Annotated in this window: 17 protein-coding genes; 13 read left to right on the top strand and 4 right to left on the bottom strand. The window is 51.1% G+C overall.

Features of this window, described 5'->3' with window-relative positions; genetic code table 11:
- Positions 1-112: 112 nt before the first annotated feature.
- The 3 genes from AB8809_RS00160 to AB8809_RS00170 are packed head-to-tail and all read left to right on the top strand — an operon-like array spanning position 113 to position 3,193.
- The gene (locus AB8809_RS00160; protein WP_012772774.1) at positions 113-436 is read left to right on the top strand and encodes a PTS sugar transporter subunit IIB; all 324 of its coding nucleotides are present in this window, start codon (positions 113-115) and stop codon (positions 434-436) included.
- On the top strand, positions 433-1,755 hold the full coding sequence (locus AB8809_RS00165; RefSeq protein WP_012772775.1) for a PTS cellobiose transporter subunit IIC: 1,323 nt from the start codon (positions 433-435) through the stop codon (positions 1,753-1,755). Before AB8809_RS00160 ends, AB8809_RS00165 begins: the two co-directional genes overlap by 4 nt.
- A gap of 25 nt (positions 1,756-1,780) precedes the next feature.
- The gene (locus AB8809_RS00170) at positions 1,781-3,193 is read left to right on the top strand and encodes a glycoside hydrolase family 1 protein (protein WP_349855538.1); all 1,413 of its coding nucleotides are present in this window, start codon (positions 1,781-1,783) and stop codon (positions 3,191-3,193) included.
- Between the two features lie 136 nt (positions 3,194-3,329).
- Here AB8809_RS00170 and AB8809_RS00175 read toward each other — a convergent pair whose 3' ends face one another.
- Positions 3,330-3,587 carry a YdgH/BhsA/McbA-like domain containing protein gene (locus tag AB8809_RS00175; RefSeq protein WP_012772777.1) on the bottom strand — a complete coding sequence of 86 codons (258 nt, stop codon included), beginning with the start codon at positions 3,585-3,587 and terminating at the stop codon, positions 3,330-3,332.
- Positions 3,588-3,799: 212 nt separating this feature from the next.
- Here AB8809_RS00175 and AB8809_RS00180 point away from each other — a divergent pair, with 212 nt between their 5' ends.
- A complete protein-coding gene (locus AB8809_RS00180; protein WP_369986897.1) occupies positions 3,800-5,104 on the top strand; it encodes a DUF3748 domain-containing protein in 1,305 nt (434 codons plus the stop codon).
- A gap of 35 nt (positions 5,105-5,139) precedes the next feature.
- On the opposite strand, the gene AB8809_RS00185 is transcribed toward AB8809_RS00180, so the two are convergent.
- Positions 5,140-5,550 carry a YceK/YidQ family lipoprotein gene (locus tag AB8809_RS00185; protein WP_349855539.1) on the bottom strand — a complete coding sequence of 137 codons (411 nt, stop codon included), beginning with the start codon at positions 5,548-5,550 and terminating at the stop codon, positions 5,140-5,142.
- Positions 5,551-5,934: 384 nt separating this feature from the next.
- On the opposite strand from AB8809_RS00185, the gene ibpA reads away from it, so the two are divergent.
- From ibpA to AB8809_RS00225, 8 genes are all read left to right on the top strand, one after another.
- Positions 5,935-6,348 carry a small heat shock chaperone IbpA gene (gene ibpA, locus AB8809_RS00190; protein WP_005976748.1) on the top strand — a complete coding sequence of 138 codons (414 nt, stop codon included), beginning with the start codon at positions 5,935-5,937 and terminating at the stop codon, positions 6,346-6,348.
- A 155-nt stretch (positions 6,349-6,503) separates the two neighbouring features.
- Positions 6,504-6,953, top strand: coding sequence for a small heat shock chaperone IbpB (gene ibpB / locus AB8809_RS00195; RefSeq protein WP_012772780.1), 450 nt, complete (start codon positions 6,504-6,506; stop codon positions 6,951-6,953).
- A 177-nt stretch (positions 6,954-7,130) separates the two neighbouring features.
- Positions 7,131-8,789 carry a putative transporter gene (locus AB8809_RS00200; RefSeq protein ID WP_012772781.1) on the top strand — a complete coding sequence of 553 codons (1,659 nt, stop codon included), beginning with the start codon at positions 7,131-7,133 and terminating at the stop codon, positions 8,787-8,789.
- 584 nt (positions 8,790-9,373) lie between these two features.
- Positions 9,374-10,786 carry an anion permease gene (locus AB8809_RS00205; RefSeq protein WP_012772782.1) on the top strand — a complete coding sequence of 471 codons (1,413 nt, stop codon included), beginning with the start codon at positions 9,374-9,376 and terminating at the stop codon, positions 10,784-10,786.
- Positions 10,787-10,976: 190 nt separating this feature from the next.
- On the top strand, positions 10,977-12,605 hold the full coding sequence (locus AB8809_RS00210; protein WP_180779418.1) for a sensor histidine kinase: 1,629 nt from the start codon (positions 10,977-10,979) through the stop codon (positions 12,603-12,605).
- The gene (gene dcuR, locus AB8809_RS00215) at positions 12,598-13,320 is read left to right on the top strand and encodes a two-component system response regulator DcuR (RefSeq protein WP_010281107.1); all 723 of its coding nucleotides are present in this window, start codon (positions 12,598-12,600) and stop codon (positions 13,318-13,320) included. Before AB8809_RS00210 ends, dcuR begins: the two co-directional genes overlap by 8 nt.
- Before the next feature lie 116 nt (positions 13,321-13,436).
- Positions 13,437-14,342 carry a hypothetical protein gene (locus AB8809_RS00220; RefSeq protein ID WP_349855540.1) on the top strand — a complete coding sequence of 302 codons (906 nt, stop codon included), beginning with the start codon at positions 13,437-13,439 and terminating at the stop codon, positions 14,340-14,342.
- Positions 14,343-14,712: 370 nt separating this feature from the next.
- A complete protein-coding gene (locus AB8809_RS00225; protein WP_181847313.1) occupies positions 14,713-15,606 on the top strand; it encodes a hypothetical protein in 894 nt (297 codons plus the stop codon).
- 363 nt (positions 15,607-15,969) lie between these two features.
- Here the strand turns inward: AB8809_RS00225 and AB8809_RS00230 are convergent, their stop codons facing one another.
- Together AB8809_RS00230 and AB8809_RS00235 are read right to left on the bottom strand one after the other, a co-directional pair.
- Complete coding sequence (locus tag AB8809_RS00230; RefSeq protein ID WP_104213084.1) at positions 15,970-16,374, bottom strand: hypothetical protein; 405 nt, start codon at positions 16,372-16,374, stop codon at positions 15,970-15,972.
- Between the two features lie 37 nt (positions 16,375-16,411).
- Positions 16,412-16,966, bottom strand: coding sequence for a flavodoxin family protein (locus tag AB8809_RS00235; protein ID WP_256542664.1), 555 nt, complete (start codon positions 16,964-16,966; stop codon positions 16,412-16,414).
- Between the two features lie 104 nt (positions 16,967-17,070).
- On the opposite strand from AB8809_RS00235, the gene AB8809_RS00240 reads away from it, so the two are divergent.
- Positions 17,071-17,469, top strand: coding sequence for a helix-turn-helix domain-containing protein (locus AB8809_RS00240; protein ID WP_012772786.1), 399 nt, complete (start codon positions 17,071-17,073; stop codon positions 17,467-17,469).

Consider the following 17,469-nt stretch of genomic DNA (forward strand, 5'->3'; position numbering starts at 1 on the left):
GTTTCCATAGAGGTGTTTCCAATGGACGTGTTTATTCACGATGCTTTTATTGATGCTGTTTTTTTATTCATAACGCTTTTTATTCATAACGTATGACGACGGGGTACTGAAAATGAAAAGGATCATGCTTTGTTGTTCCGCTGGGATGTCTACCAGCCTTTTAGTGAAAAAGATGAAGGAGGCGGCCAGCACTCGTGGTCTGGACGTTGATATTGCCGCCTACGCTGCCCATGAATTTGATGAGCAGGTCGGGAAGTATGACGTTGTGCTGCTGGGGCCACAGGTGAAATATATGCTGGCGTCCTTTCAGGAGAAAGCCGAGGGAAAAGGCGTGCCCGTGGCAGCGATAGATATGATGGATTACGGTATGCAGCGCGGTGACAACGTGCTGGATTTCGCCTTTTCACTGATCGAAAAATCAGGACAACCGCTATGAGTGGCCTCTATCAGTCGATGGTTAATATCATCGAGCAAAAAATTACCCCGCTGGCGGGTGTGGTGGGACAGCAGCGCCACATCATCGCGATTCGTGATGGTTTTATCGCCGCGCTGCCTTTTATGATCATCGGTTCGTTTATGCTGGTGTTCATCTTCCCGCCGTTCGCGCCGGATACCACGCTGGGGTTCGCCCGCGCGTGGCTCGATTTCTCCGTTGCCTACCGTGAACAGCTGATGCTGCCGTACTACCTCAGTATGGGGGTCATGACCTTCTTTATCTCGGTGGGGATAGGAGCCAGCCTGGGCAAGCACTACAAGTTGGACCCCATCATGACCGGCCTGCTGGCGCTGATGGCATTCTTGCTGGTGGCCGCGCCTTATCACGACAAGCAAATTTCTACCCAGTACTTCTCCGGCGAGGGGATTTTTACCGCGATCCTGACGTCAATTTATGCGGGTGAGGTGTATGCCTGGCTGAAGAAACGCAATATCACGATTCGTCTGCCGAAAGAGGTGCCGACCGGCGTGGCGCGTTCGTTTGAAATCCTCATCCCTGTGCTGGTCATCGTCGCGACGCTGCATCCGTTTAACCTGTTCATCCAGTCCGCGACCGGCATGATTATCCCCGAAGCGATTATGCATCTGCTGGCACCGCTGATTTCGGCGTCGGATTCACTGCCTGCGATTCTGATTTCGGTGTTTATCTGCCAGATTCTGTGGTTTGCCGGGATTCACGGTGCGCTGATCGTCACCGGGATTATGAACCCGTTCTGGATGACCAACCTGGCGCTGAACCAGGCCGCGCTCTCGGCTGGTGCGCCGTTGCCGCATATTTATTTGCAGGGCTTCTGGGATCACTACCTGCTGATCGGCGGGGTCGGTTCCACACTGCCGCTGGCATTTTTGCTGCTGCGTAGCCGTGCCGTCCATCTGCGAACGATTGGCCGCATGGGCGTGGTGCCGAGCTTTTTCAATATCAACGAACCAATTCTGTTTGGTGCACCGATCATCATGAACCCGCTGCTGTTCCTGCCGTTTATTTTCGTGCCGATGGTTAATGCCGTCATTGCCTATACGGCGACGAAGCTCGGCTGGATCGCACAGGTGGTTTCCCTGACACCGTGGACGACGCCGGCACCAATTGGCGCATCATGGGCGGCGAACTGGGCGTTCAGCCCGGTGATCATGTGTCTGCTCTGCATGGTGATGTCGGCCGCGATGTATTACCCGTTCCTGAAAGTCTATGAGCGCACGCTACTTAAACAGGAGCAGGAGAAACAACAGCAGGCCGCAGGCGAAGCCAGCGCCAGCGCATAAATACGAGTGAAGTAGAGAGGAACGTATGCACGATCATCTTCAGAAGGATTTTCGCTTTCCTGCGAATTTTTGGTGGGGCAGCGCCAGTTCGGCCCCGCAAACGGAAGGCGAAAGCCTTAATTATGGTAAAAGCGCCACCGTGTGGGACGAATGGTTTGCCACGCAGCCCGGTCGTTTTCACCAGCAGGTTGGGCCGGCGGATACCTCCACGTTTTATCAGCACTGGCGTGAAGACATTGCGCTGCTGAAGACGTTGAATCACAACACGTTCCGCACGTCGATCTCGTGGGCGCGACTGATTCCCGATGGCGTCGGGGAACCGAATCCGCAGGCGGTGGCGTTTTATAATCAGGTCATTGATGAAATGCTGGCGCAGGGCATCACGCCGTTTATCAACCTGTTCCATTTTGATATGCCGATGGTGATGCAGCGGCTGGGCGGCTGGGAAAATCGGGCGGTGGTGGTGGCCTATGCGGGCTACGCGGCGACCTGCTTCCGTCTGTTTGGCGATAGGGTAAAACACTGGTTTACGTTCAATGAGCCAGTGGTGCCGGTGGAAGGCGGGTATCTGTATGATTTCCACTACCCGAACGTCGTGGATTTCAAGCGAGCTGCGACGGTGGCGTATCACACCATGCTGGCGCATTCGCTGGCGGTGAAAGCCTATCGTGAACAGTCTCAGGGCGGGGAAATTGGCATCATCCTCAATCTGACGCCTTCCTATCCACGTTCCCAGCATCCGGCTGATGTTAAAGCAGCCAACATTGCCGATCTGATGTTTAACCGCAGCTTCCTCGATCCCGCTTTGAGGGGCGAGTACCCACAGGAACTGGTCGATCTGCTGCAGCGATACGGCCAACTACCGAGCTGCCAGCCAGACGATCGTGCGCTGCTGGCCGATGGGGTTGTCGATCTGCTGGGGATTAACTACTACCAGCCGCGCCGTATTCAGTGTCGCGACAGTCTGGTCAATCCTGATAGCCCGTTTATGCCCGAGTGGTTCTTTTCCAGCTATGAGATGCCGGGACGAAAAATGAATCCCTATCGCGGTTGGGAAATTTATGAACCGGGTATTTATGACATTCTGACCAATCTGCGGGTGAATTACGGCAATCCGCGCTGCTTTATTTCGGAAAACGGCATGGGGGTGGAGAACGAGCAGCGTTTCGACGCCAACGGCCAGATTCAGGATGATTACCGCATCGATTTTGTCCGTGAACATCTGAAGTATGTCCACAAAGGCATCGCGGAAGGCAGCAACTGTCTCGGCTACCATATGTGGACGTTTATCGATAACTGGTCGTGGTCGAACGCCTACAAGAATCGCTATGGCTTTGTGCAGCTTGATCTGGCAACGCAGAAGCGCACGGTGAAGAAAAGCGGAGAATGGTTCGCGACTATAGCGGCTGAGAATGGTTTTCAAGACGTAACGTCGTAAGTTTTTATTCACGTCGCTTGCGACGGCCCGTCATAAAAAAACCGGCTTGCCCTGATGAGGAGGCAAGCCGGAAAGAGGGTAATACGTGATGCTTACAGGATAGCTAACTGGGATAGAAACTCAGGGTAAACAATGATTAGTTGAAGATTACCGCAGAGCCACGCAGCTGATCGTTACCGGTCGCAGACGTGATGGTATAAGCTTTAGCGCCTGCTTTTTCTGCTTTCGCTGCGAGCTGAGCCTGTAGTGAGCTTAGGTCTTGAGCGGTAGCGGTAACGACGCCCACTTTTTCCAGGTTCTGTGTCTGTGAAGGCGCAACATATTCAGCGGCAGAAGCACCGAAAGTCATGGTAGCGAGAACAACAGCAGCGGCGATGGTTTTTACGTTTTTCATGATGTCTTATCCTTTTCTGATTTGATAGGTGAAAGGGGGCTGCCCTTTCGATATGAAGAATGTTACGCCGATGCTAATAAATTAAAAAACGGATGTTATTGAGGTAGTCTTTCTATTTTTTTGAATGACATTTATTAATGTTTTTTGTTTTTTTTAAATTAAAAACAATAGGTTATACATAAAACTGAAATTTATTTACAAAAAATTGACTGATGTTGAATAAGTGGGGTGATGTCTTGTTTGTTGAGGTTCAACTAACGTTTAATGCTGCTGGTCATCAACTTACCAACATTAATTGCTGGTCATGCGATGGGAATTGGCTGGTTTATGACATAAGACCCTATGGATCTTCATTCACAGGGCTGACAATTGAGCGAGTACACCTGACAAGCCGGGAAACCGAGGTGATTTATCGGGCGAGAGCGGGCGCACATGTGGGCGTAGTGACCTGTAGCCCGCAGGAGCCGCTACGCTATGTCTTTATCCACGGGCCGGAAAATCCAGACGGCGAGTGGCAGTATGATTTTCACCATCGCCGTGGAACGATAGTGGCGGATTGCCTGCGCGATGAAGCCATCACGCTCGATGCCTTCTCCATTACGTCGCCTTATCAGGCCGGTGCGCTGCGCGGTGGTACGCACGTTCACGTCTTCAGCCCGGATGCCAGCCGCCTGAGCTTTACCTATAACGACCATGTGCTGCATGAGCGCGATTCGGCATTGAACTTGCGCAATGTCGGCGTAGCCGTGCCGCTACAGGCCGTCACCGTTGAGAAACGCCATCCGCGTGAATATGACGGCAGCCACTATTGTGTGTTGGTCAGCCAAACGACGCCGCAGCCACAGCCCGGCAGCGATGAAATCAACCGTGCCTATGAAGAGGGCTGGGTGGGAACGGTGGGCTATATCCGACAGGACGGTTCGCGGCAGCGTTGGGCGCTGGCGTTCATCGGCGATACGCGTGCGGCGGACGGGACAACGGTGCCGGAGATCTTTATCGTCGATTTGCCGGACACGCTGGAGGATTACGCCAAAGAGGGGGATGCGCCTCTGGCAGGAACGGCAACCTCAATGCCTGCACCGCCAGCGGGTGTGCAGCAACGGCGTTTAACCTTTACGCATTCGCGCCGTTACCCTGGCCTGGTCAATCAGCCGCGTCACTGGCTGCGAGCTTCGCCCGACGGTAGCGAGATTGCTTTCCTGATGCGCGATGAGGCGGGTGTGGTTCAGCTGTGGACGATTTCCCCGAATGGCGGTGAGCCAAGGCAGGTAACGCATACGGAACACGGTGTACAGTCTGCCTTTAACTGGCATCCGGATGGGCGTTCTCTGGCGTTTGTGTGTGACAACAGCATCATGCTGTGTGAGGTGAAAAGCGGTGAACTCGTTCGGCTGACGGCGCGGACGGACAGCGCCCCGAGTGCGGATGCCGTGGTTTTTTCCCCTGATGGGAAACACATTGCGTATATGCGGGAGATTGGCGGCTTTAATCAGCTTTTTGTTGTGACGAGCGCCTAACCCGTACGAACTGACTCATGCTACATGCAGCGTTATCACAGTTGGTTATGTGGCATGGTGTTGTTATGGGGCATCATGTCGTTGTGAGGCATAGTGTCGTTGTGAGGCATAGTGGCAAGCTGTGAGCTGGCTGTCTGGTTTTGCTCTTCGCTGTGCGAAATGCGTTCGCGCGTCGACAGTTTGTTCTTATCGCTGCCCGAGCGATAGTAGTCGTAGGGCAGCAGCACCGTATCGGCAACCGCTGAGAACGGCAGGTCGATCACCACCAGCGGCATCATGGCCCAACTCGTGTCGTCGTCACGCAGCATATCCATGCTGGCGCGCGTGCCGGAATAGTATCCTTGATCGCTTCCGGTATGCGTCATGACGCTAGAACAACCGCTGGTTGCCACCGCGCCGCTACCGGTAATAATGAAAGAGAACAATGCGCTTTTCAGTAAGGTCATATTACCTGTCCATTAATAACCTGCTGCCAGAGCGGGTCAAGAGCCTAATATCGGTCACTTAAGTCCGTTGTTAGGGGAAACGGAGGTTCCCGCAGGGACGCCTCACCCCTGTGATCGTCCCGTGTATCTCGATGCTTAAACGATCGGCACTAGGCCAAAACCTGCCTATCTTGAGTGTATGTGATAACGCTCGAAGTGTGAGTGAATATTGCATGAAACGTAGTGATTTTTCTTTTTTGCCTCTTGAAAGTCTGAGGAGGGTCACCATATTGATAATAAGCCGGAAGAAAACGATACGCCGTCAGGGTATCCGTTCCGGCTGTGAGCCTGTCCTTATAGGAAGGCAAAGAATAAATCCTCGCTGCATGTTTAGGAGGCTGTTTTATGCGTAACCCCGATTTTTCCCCACTGTACCGTTCCGCTATTGGTTTCGATCGTCTGTTCAATCTGTTAGAAACCGGCCAGACCCAGAGCAACGGCGGCTATCCTCCCTACAACGTCGAGCTGGTTGACGAGAACCAATACCGCATCGCGATTGCCGTAGCCGGCTTCGCCGAGCAGGAACTGGACATCACAGCGCACGACAACCTATTGATTGTAAAAGGCGCCCACGCCGGTGAGCAGGTTGCCCGCAACTACCTGTATCAGGGTATTGCCGAGCGTAACTTCGAGCGTAAATTCCAGCTGGCCGAACATATTCAGGTAAAAGGCGCCAATCTGGAAAACGGGCTGCTGTACATCGATCTTGAACGTATTGTGCCGGAAGCGATGAAACCGCGCCGGATTGAAATCAAGTAAATCAATATCAAAGTAATGGTGCATTGCCTGAAACGGCAATGCCGTGAATGAACACATCGTCTGCCGCTTGGGGACGACGCCAGCTATTGAATGTGGCTGGCATAAGGTACGCCCGAACGGGCATCTTAATCTCGCTTCTTAGAAGGAGTCATATCATGCGTAACTACGACTTATCACCTTTACTGCGTCAGTGGATCGGTTTCGACAAATTAGCCAGCTCAATGCAAGGCAGCCAGGAACCGATTGATTTTCCTCCGTATAATATCGAGAAGAAAGACGACAATCACTACCGCATCACGCTCGCGCTGGCGGGATTCCGACAGAGCGATCTGGATATCGAAGTAGAAGGCCCTCGCCTGACCGTGAAAGGTAGCCCGGCACCGACCGAGAAAGCCGTGGAATATCTGCATCAGGGGCTGGTGTTTAAGCCTTTCACGCTGAGCTTTACGCTGGCCGAGCATCTGCATGTGTCCGATGCACACTTTGAAAATGGCCTGCTGCATATCGACCTGGTGCGTGACGTGCCGGAAGCCTTGCAGCCGCAGCGCATCGCCATCGGCGGTGGACGCCCGGCATTGAACCAGCAGCCTGCTGAAGATGCGTAATAACGCGACATCCGCGTTATTAACCTGATGATTTCCCGCGCCCGTCTCATTACGGGCGCGGTTTTGTGTTGCCCGCCACGTTTCCTTCCCCGGCATTCTGCCAGAATCAAAATAGACTCGTAATAGAGTGAACGGCAGTGACATTTCCCAATAAAAACGTCCGCAAAGGATACGGGTATGAGTGATATCGCACTTACCGTGAGTATGCTGGCGCTGGTTGCGGTTCTGGGGTTATGGATCGGCAACTGGCGGATTTATGGCGTCGGTTTAGGGATTGGCGGGGTCCTGTTCGGTGGGATCATCGTCGGGCATGTTGCCCATCAGTACCAGATTCAACTGAATGATGACATGTTGCACGTCATTCAGGAGTTCGGACTGATTCTGTTTGTCTATACCATTGGCATTCAGGTCGGGCCGGGCTTCTTTTCCTCTTTGCGCGTATCTGGCCTGCGCCTCAATGCATTCGCCTTGCTGACAGTGTTTCTCGGCTGCGTGGTGACTGTCCTGCTGCATAAGCTGCTTAATATCCCGTTGCCCATTATCCTCGGTATTTTTTCCGGTGCGGTGACCAATACCCCGTCGCTGGGCGCGGGTCAGCAGATTCTGACCGATCTCGGTTCGAGCGCGGCATTGGTTAACCAGATGGGGACGGGCTACGCGATGGCGTATCCGCTCGGGATCTGCGGCATTTTACTGGTGATGTGGCTGATGCGCGTGCTGTTTCGCGTCGCGGTGGAGAACGAAGCTAAGCAGTTTGAGGTCAGTAACGGCCAGCACCATGAGCAGTTGCACACCATGAATGTGTCGGTGACGAATACCAATCTGCAAGGGCTGGCGATTCAGGATGTGCCAATTCTGAACCGCGACACCATCGTCTGCTCCCGTTTAAAACGCGGCGATGAGCTAATGGTGCCGTCGCCGCAGACGCTCATCCAACTGGGCGACTATCTGCATCTGGTTGGCGCGAAAAACGATCTTGAGCAGGCGCGGCTGGTTATTGGTCATGAAGTGGAGACATCGCTCTCGACGCGCGGTACGGATCTGCACGTTGAGCGCGTCGTGGTGACGAATGAGAAGGTGCTGGGACGCAAGATTCGCGAACTCAATCTGAAGCAAAACTACGATGTTGTGATTTCACGCCTGAATCGTGCAGGCGTTGAGCTGGTCGCCAGCAACCAGGCCAGCCTGCAATTTGGCGACATTCTGAATCTGGTCGGGCGGAAAACGGCGATCGATGCCGTTGCGGATATCGTGGGGAACGCGCAGCAAAAACTCCAGCAGGTACAGATGCTGCCCGTTTTTATCGGCATTGGGCTGGGTGTGTTGCTGGGTTCTGTCCCGCTGATGATTCCCGGTTTTCCCGTCGCGCTGCGGCTCGGTCTGGCGGGCGGGCCGTTGGTGGTGGCGCTGGTTCTGGGACGCATTGGCGGTATCGGTAAACTGCACTGGTTTATGCCGCCCAGTGCGAATCTGGCGCTGCGTGAACTCGGTATTGTGCTGTTCTTGTCGGTGGTAGGGCTGAAATCCGGCGGTGATTTCATTGATACGTTATTGAACGGCGACGGCGTGTGGTGGATTGGTTACGGTGCGCTGATTACCATTGTGCCACTGCTGCTGGTCGGCATACTGGCGCGAACGCTGGGCAAGATGAACTATTTAACGCTGTGCGGCATGTTGGCGGGTTCCATGACCGATCCGCCTGCGTTGGCGTTTGCCAATGGGTTACACCCAACCAGCGGTGCGGCGGCGCTGTCTTATGCGACGGTTTATCCACTGGCGATGTTTCTACGTATTATGTCGCCGCAGTTGTTAGCCGTACTTTTCCTTACCCTCTAAATGTTATCAGCTGGATAAAAAATAATATTTTCTTGCTGGATCGTGGCTATTTAATTTCTTTATTTATGAAGAGGGGAATACCTGAGTAAATAAATAAGGAATGGATAACTAGCTGTCTGGGAAAGAATTATATTACCACTATTGGGTATAAGGTTTTTTTATCACATCCTCGTCGTTAACTTCGTTAATTTTATGTTCCATAAATGTCAATTATTATTGAATTTAAACGGTTTTTTATCGGGAAATTAAAACCATGACAGTTTCTTAAATAAATTAATGAACCCCTTTAGTAACTAAAGTTACGCTATTTTGCCGGCGCATTATAATACTATCTCTTCATTAATCACTTGATTTGATCAGACGAGAGAAGCACCCTGAACCCTTGTTTTCTCGTCTTTTTTTCCGCAGATGATTCCTGTTGCGTTGTTTTCAGCAGGGTGACGAAGGAAGAATAACGAAATACCCACTCCTCCGCACTGGACATCCGTCGTGAATATCTCCTGAATAATTCGAGAGCTGCACAAACTCGGCTCGAAGTACGACGGGGAATACAGAATTCCGTTTTAATGAAGAGTGGTGTTCTTATGTCTGCGAATAACAGCAGGTTTATAAAGCTTCTAATTATCCTTTGTATTGCCGGTGGCTTATGGTTATTGCCGGTTCCTGATGGGGTTAAACCCGATGCCTGGCATCTGATGGCGATTTTCATTGCCACCGTTGTCGGTCTGATTCTCTCTCCTTACCCGCTTGGCGCGATGGCGATGTTCAGCCTGACCTCGGTCGCCATATTAGGGTTATTGTCCATTAAAGATGTGCTGGCGGGCTTTAGCGATCCCACCATTTGGATGATCGCCTGCGCCTTCTTTATCTCGCGCGGCTTTATCAAAACCGGTTTCGGTCGGCGTATCGGTCTGCTGTTCATCAGCAAACTGGGGAATAGCTCGCTCGGTCTGGCGTATGGTCTGGTCTTTACCGACCTGCTGTTTGCTCCAGCCATGCCTTCCACGTCTGCACGCTGCGGCGGGATTATCACGCCGCTGTTCCGGTCGATTGCCGAAGCCTATGATTCCACGCCGGAAAAAGGTACACAGCGCCGCATTGGTGCGTTCCTGGTGCAGTCTATTTTCCAATGTAACGCCGTGACCTCCGCGATGTTCATGACCTCCATGGCGGGTAACCCGATGGTGGCGAAGCTGGCTTCCCAGTTTGGTATTCACATCAGTTGGACGGACTGGGCGTTGGCGACATTGCTGCCGGGCTTCCTGTCGTTGGCGCTGATTCCTTATCTGATCTACCGCTTTTATCCGCCTGAATTGAAGAAAACCTCGGAAATGCGCGCCATCGCCGTCGAAAGACTGCGTGAAATGGGCAAAATGACCCGCGATGAGTGGGTGGTACTGGGCGTGTTCCTGGGGCTGGTGACCTTCTGGGTGCTGGGCTCCACACTGAATATCGATGCGACCCTGACCGCACTGGCTGGCCTGAGCGTGCTGTTGCTCAGCCGTGCTCTGAGCTGGGATGATGTGGTGGGTGAGAAAGAAGCCTGGCACACCGTGGTGTGGTTTGCTGTGCTGATGACGCTGGCGGGTCAGCTTAACAAAATGGGTCTGATTGCCTGGCTGGGTGGTCTGGCTGGCAGCGCGGTGAGTGGCATGCACTGGCTGCCGATGCTGGGTCTGCTGCTGTTGGTTTACTACTACAGCCACTATCTGATGGCGAGTGCGATTGCCCATATCAGCGCCATGTATGCGATTTTCGTCTCTATCGCGTTGGCTGCCGGTGCGCCACCGATGCTGACCGTGCTGGTGTTCGGTATCTTCAGTAACCTGTTTATGTCCACGACGCACTACTCCAGCGGCCCGGCTCCGATTCTGTTCGGTACAGGCTACATGCCGCTGGGAACCTGGTGGAAGATCGGTTTCTCCATCAGCCTGGTCATCATCCCTATCTGGCTGGGTGTTGGTAGCATGTGGTGGAAAGTGCTCGGCTTCTGGTAAACGCAGGTACTGCTGGCTTTCCTGATGCGGGACATGCCTGAGGCGAAAAATGTACCGCAACACGTTAAGCTTGATTCCTTTCTTCACGCCTACGCCCTGTCCCTGTGACGGGGCGTATGCATCACGACACGCGAAACGCGACGAAACAGTATAAGATAACGGTGTGATGATGTTTGTTTCGGAGAGTGACATGGGCAAGAAAAAGGCACCGCTAAAGCTGGGAACATCGGTGTTTCTGATGGTGTCAGTTGTGCTTGGCGCGGTGTTGCTGGTGGTCTATTCCTTGCTGTTTTTTCGCATTAATCAGCTATCAGAAGATCATCTGCGAGAAAAAGCCTTTGCCATTGCTCGCACATTTGCCGCCTCTCCCGTCGTTATTGATGAACTTAAAGGCATTGGCCGACCTGAGGAAGTGCAGATTGCGGCGGAGACGATTCGCCAGCGCAATCAACTGCTTTTCGTCACGGTGACTGACATGGATACGGTGCGCCATAGCCATCCTGAACCGGAAAGAATTGGCGAGCATTTTGCCGGTCGGGATATCTACCCGGCGCTGCTGGGTATGGAAAATACCGCCATTAATCGGGGAACGCTCGATCCTGCGCTGCGGGTCTTTACGCCGGTTTTCGACAGCAACCATAAGCAGGTTGGCGTGGTCGCGCTGGGGATTGCCTTAACCAGCGTGCAGAAGGTGATTAGCGATAACCGCTGGATGATCCCCTGGACGCTGCTGGCTGGGGCGCTGGTCGGCTGGCTCGGCACGTTGATTTTGGTGAAGGTGCTCAAGCGCATTATGCTGGGATTCGAGCCGTTTGAGATCTCGAATCTGTTTGAACAGCGCAACGCGATGCTCAAACACATCAAAGAAGGCGTTATCGCGGTCGACCAGAATGGGCGAATTACGGTAATTAATGATGAGGCGCGACGGCTGTTCCGGCAGAATAAGCCGCAGGGCAGCGAAACGCCGTCGTCGAAGCCTGCCGAGCGCGTCAGTGAGCAGTGGCTGGAACATCTGCACCTGAAACAGGTGCTCGAGAGCGGCACACCACGGCGCGATGAAGAGATTAACTTTAACGGCCACCTGCTGCTGACCAACACCGTTCCGGTTTTTGTGAAGGGCGATATTATCGGTGCGATTGCGACATTCCGTGATAAAACGGAAATCAGCCAACTGCTGCAACGGTTGAGTGGGATGTCGTACTATGCGGATGCGCTACGGGCGCAGTCGCACGAGTTTATGAACAAGCTGCACGTCATTCTGGGGATGCTGCACTTAAAGTATTACTCGCAGCTGGAAGATTATATCCTGAAGACGGCCAATAATTATCAGGCGGAAATTGGTTCAATTATTCGTAAAGTGAAATCGCCAGTGATTGCCGGCTTCCTGTTGGGTAAAATCAACCGCGCGCGCGATCTCGGCATTACGCTCTCCATCAGTGAGGAGAGTCTGCTGCCAGATACCGATGATGTCGATGCCACCAATGAATTGATTACCGTATTGGGTAATCTGATTGAGAATGCGATGGACGCGATTGATGGGCAGGAAAACTGCGAAATCAGCGTGAGTTTCCATCATCAGAATGGCCGCCTTCACTGTACCGTGGGGGATGACGGTCCCGGCATTTCGCCGGAGAGTCAGGCGCGCATTTATGAACAGGGATTCTCTACCAAAGGCAGCGGGCGCGGTATTGGCCTGTTCCTGACCAAACAGAGTCTGGAGAAGATTGGCGGCACTATCGAGTTTGAATCAGAACCTGAGGTGTACACCCAGTTTTTCGTTACTATTCCTTATCAAGCAAGGCTGTTTGACCATGATTAATGTACTGATTGTTGATGACGATGCCATGGTTGCAGAGCTTAACAAATCTTATCTGAACCAGGTTTCTGGATTTAGCTGCTATGCGACCGTCCCTACGTTGCAGCAGGCGCGAAACCTGCTGATGCAACCTGACTCGGAAATCGATTTGGTACTGCTGGACATTTACATGCAGCAGGATAATGGACTGGATCTGCTGCCGACTATCCGTGAATTCAGTGAAAAGACGGACGTCATCATCATCTCTTCTGCCAGTGATGTGTATACCATCAAAAAAGCGCTGCACTATGGCGTTGTTGACTACCTGATTAAGCCTTTCCAGTTCTCGCGTTTCGAGCAGGCACTGACCGCCTATCGCGAAGAGGCGAACTTGTTCAAGCACCGTGATTTTGTTGGGCAATCGGATATTGATAACCTGATTCGCCGCACCAGTAGTAGCACGGTCAGCGAACGTAAAAAATTGCCGAAAGGGCTGACCAGCCTGACGCTGCGTACCGTCTGCGAGTGGATTGAAGGCAATCAGGGCATTGAGTTCTCTACCGAAATGCTGGCGAATGCGATTGGCATTTCCCGCGTATCCTGCCGTAAATACCTGATCTATCTGTCTGACACTGGCATCCTGACCACCAACATCCTGTACGGCTCGACCGGTCGACCGGTTTATCTGTATCGCCTGTTGCCGGAAAAACAGGACTCGCTGCGCCAGTACTGTGAATAAATCGTTGTAAATAGCTAGCGGTGAATGAGGCTGGCAGAAATGAAAACGAGGCGGGAGCGATCCCGCCTCGTGCTATATACAATTCAGTGATGATGAAACCACATGGAGCCGGTTGAGTGGAACACGATAAATTTATGCAATATGGCCGTGGGTTAGGGTTGTGGCGTAACCCACGGGAAAATATTAAGCCCGAACCAATAAATTACTTCAGTGATGACCCGATTTATCTCACGTCCTCAAAAGGAGAATGGGTTAATCAAATTCAAGAGTGCAAGAAAGAAAATAACCCGTTAGAAAACGGTGTGTTTATTTGGACAGAAATTAAGGGTACAGGTCACGCCTTTGTCTCTGTACATGAGGGTAATAATGCTTCTGTTTTTACCTATGGCCGCTTTGGTAGACGGTCTGGTGTTGTCGGGGCTGTCGGTGATGGCATCTTAAACTTTTTGCAGTTTGAAGATGCCAGAACATATTACCGAGAAGAGCTGTACAAGATGGAGGCGAAGGCATTCGTCATTACGGATGCAGATCCTACGATTGCAAGGCTGTATTTTGAAAAATTGTGGCATTCAGGAGGAAAGGCAAAAGAAACTCCATCTATGAGGGAGAGTACCAAAAGAAATGGCCACACAATTGATCAATATGATGTTACTGGCGTGAACTGTACAACCCATGCAACAAAAGGCGTGAAGATTGCGGGATCACAGATATTTGAGGGAGGATATACAATTAACTCTCAGATACGGATTAATTACGAAGAAGATTTTGCCGTGCCGGTATCGCTACAGCGGTATTTAGAACGAAAAAGCGCTGAATCATCGATGCTTGTTGTTGATATGACCAGTGAGTTTAGAAAGCAGTATCCGAATACTGATAACTACACACCGATAAGTGAAAAAAACCTTGAGATGGTTGTAAATAGAGGCGCTTCTGAAATTGTCTCTGGTGTTGGCAGGGTGTCGCCTTATTCTGGTGGTACTATCGGTGGCGTATTAGACGGGATGCATGATGTTAACAAGTAAGTGCAAGGCATTTATTCGATGGGTCAGTATTGCCCTTGTCTCTCTATTTTATTATCTACTGATAGGGGGGGTTGGTGCGATTTCCTTTGATAAGGATATTATGTATTTTTCAGAAAAAACGATATCTGTTGAATATCACAGGGCTAGCCTGGAGATTATGCAGGAACATACTAATGCGGTGTATTTAGCTGCGTTCATAGCTTTCCCCATCTGCGTGGCCCTGATTCTGATCATTTTCAAGAAGGTTAGATAGTGGTGGTAAGCAAACGGAATTGAGTGTCATGTGTGGAATGAGACAAACGAGGCGGGAGCGATCCCGCCTCGTGCTATATACAATTCAGTGATGATGAAACCACATGGAGCCGGTTGAGTGGAACACGATAAATTTATGCAATATGGCCGTGGGTTAGGGTTGTGGCGTAACCCACGGGAAAATATTAAGCCCGAACCAATAAATTACTTCAGTGATGACCCGATTTATCTCACGTCCTCAAAAGGAGAATGGGTTAATCAAATTCAAGAGTGCAAGAAAGAAAATAACCCGTTAGAAAACGGAGTGTTTATTTGGACAGAAATTAAGGGCACAGGTCACACCTTTGTCTCTGTACATGAGGGTAATAATGCTTCTGTTTTTACCTATGGCCGCTTTGGTAGACGGTCTGGTGTTGCCGGGGCAGTCGGTGATGGCATCTTAAATTTTTTGCAGTTTGAAGATGCCAGAACATATTACCGAGAAGAGCTGTACCAAACAGAAGCTAAGGTTTTTCTCATTACAGATGCGAATCCTGCGATTGCTCGATTGTACTTTGAAAAGCTATGGCGTTCAGGGGGCAAAGTGAAAGAAACCATCAAGATGGGAGAAAGCACTAAAAGAAACGGTCGTACAGTCGATCAATATGATGTGACAGGCGTGAACTGTACAACCCATGCGACAAAAGGCGTGAAGATTGCGGGATCACAGATATTTGAGGGAGGATATACAATTAACTCTCAGATACGGATTAATTACGAAGAAGATTTTGCCGTGCCGGTATCGCTACAGCGGTATTTAGAACGAAAAAGCGCTGAATCATCGATGCTTGTTGTTGATATGACCAGTGAGTTTAGAAAGCAGTACCCGAATACTGATAACTACACACCGATAAGCGAAGATACCGCTTTAAGAGTCGTGTCCGAGGTGGTTTCTGGTATAGGTAAAATTTCACCTTATTCTGGTGGTACTGTCGGTGGGTTATTAGAAGGGATGCATGATGTTAACAAGTAAGTGCAAGACTTTTATTCGATGGTTCAGTATTTGCTTTGTCTCTTTTTTTTATTTGATAAGCATTGCTCTTTTTTCTTTTGGACATGTTCAAGATAAGGAAAGAATGGTTTTTTTATCTGATAAAACAGTGCCAGTTGAATACCATTTTGCGATATTAGCTGATATGCGAGAATCTATGGATTCCATGTATTCAGCCGTATTAATTGGTTTCCCCATCTGCGTGGCTCTAATTCTGATCATTTTCAAGAAGGTTAGATAGTGGTGGTAAGCAAACGGAATTGAGTGTCATGTGTGGAATGAGATAAACGAGGCGGGAGCGATCCCGCCTCGTGCTATTTGTACTGATACTAAAACGGTAAACGCTTACTTGATCTCGATCAGCGTGCCCTGACGGCGAGAAATGGAGCCATCCGGTAACACGATGTTGGTATAAGAGACACCGTTTTTGAAGTCGTCGACGTGAACCACGTGTTGTCCTGCACGGCGTGACCAGTAGATCATATACACCCCATCACCGACCTTCGTGGTTGTGATTGCAACATCTGCCTTGTTTTTTCCATCGGGAGACGTGAACGTCATTTCAGAGGGTGATTTGAAATCCAGACGGAATTTCTGATCGCCGAAATCGACGTTATAGGACTTGCCGGTAGCGATGAATTCCGACGCGGTTGCCAGCGGAACGGCATGAGGATCGGTTTGTTGCGCTGAAACCGTTGCGCTAGTGACCAGCAGACCGCTCAGCAATAAAACAGAAAGTGCTTTTTTCATGTTTGGTGACGCCTTTGGTTAGGGTTAGTGTTCGTAATTAGTCTTTGAAGCGGCGTGTAATGTCTGCAACACGCTTGCCGTAGTGTCTTGCGGTATCCAGATCGCCGGAGGGGATCGCCTCTGCGCCTGCATCCGATGGGGATTGCGCAAGAAGGCCGACGGAGCCACCGAGGTTGTTGACATCATTCCGCGTCGCGGCAAGGGTATTTGATGGTGCAAGCCCCAGACTTACCCAAATTCCGCCATGCTGAGACGCCAGGGTTTGCAGGTAAATCAACGTAACTTGCTTATCGCCGTTCAGGCTGGCGCTATTGGTAAAGCCGCCAAAAATTTTGTCCTGCCATGCGCGCGTAAACCACGCTTTGGAAGTCGCGTCGGCAAATTTTTTGAATTGCCAGGGAACGGAACCCATGTAAGTTGGCGCTCCGAAAATAATGGCATCTGCCGCATTCAGCGTTTCCCATCCCTGTTCATCGACATGGCCATCGTCATCAATCGCAACGAGTACCGCATCAGCGCCTTCGGCAACGTCTTCCGCGATACGCCGGGTATGCCCGTATCCAGAGAAGTAAACAACGGCAACGTTCGTCATGGTGTTTCCTTATTCAGGTTAGGAGTTAACGGCAATAAGGTATATATTAGAAACCAACATAACAAGAAGTTACCTTTAATCTACTAAGTTTACTCGGGTATACCATGACCAAAAATTCAGCGACTGAGAGAAAGGAAACTGAGGCAGGTGAGCAGCGTTATAACGTTTATTTACAAGGCTGTCCGGCGAGAATGGTGCTTGAACGTTTGGCGGATAAATGGGCGTTGCTGATAGTCGGTTTGCTGAGAACAGGGCCGCTGAGATTTAACCAACTGCGGCGGGAAATTGAAGGGGTATCGCAGAAAGCGCTGAGCCAAACGCTGAAGAAACTGGAGCGGGACGGTCTGCTTTCCCGAAAGGCATTCCCGACGGTGCCAGTTACGGTGGAATATGCGCTGACCCCGTTGGGTAAAACGTTATCGGAAGCCGTTGAACCGCTGGCCAGGTGGGCCGAGAAAAATATCGAAGACGTTTTATTGGCGCAGTCGCACTATGATCAATAA

The sequence above is a fragment of the Pectobacterium aroidearum genome, assembly GCF_041228105.1.
Taxonomy (GTDB): domain Bacteria; phylum Pseudomonadota; class Gammaproteobacteria; order Enterobacterales; family Enterobacteriaceae; genus Pectobacterium; species Pectobacterium aroidearum.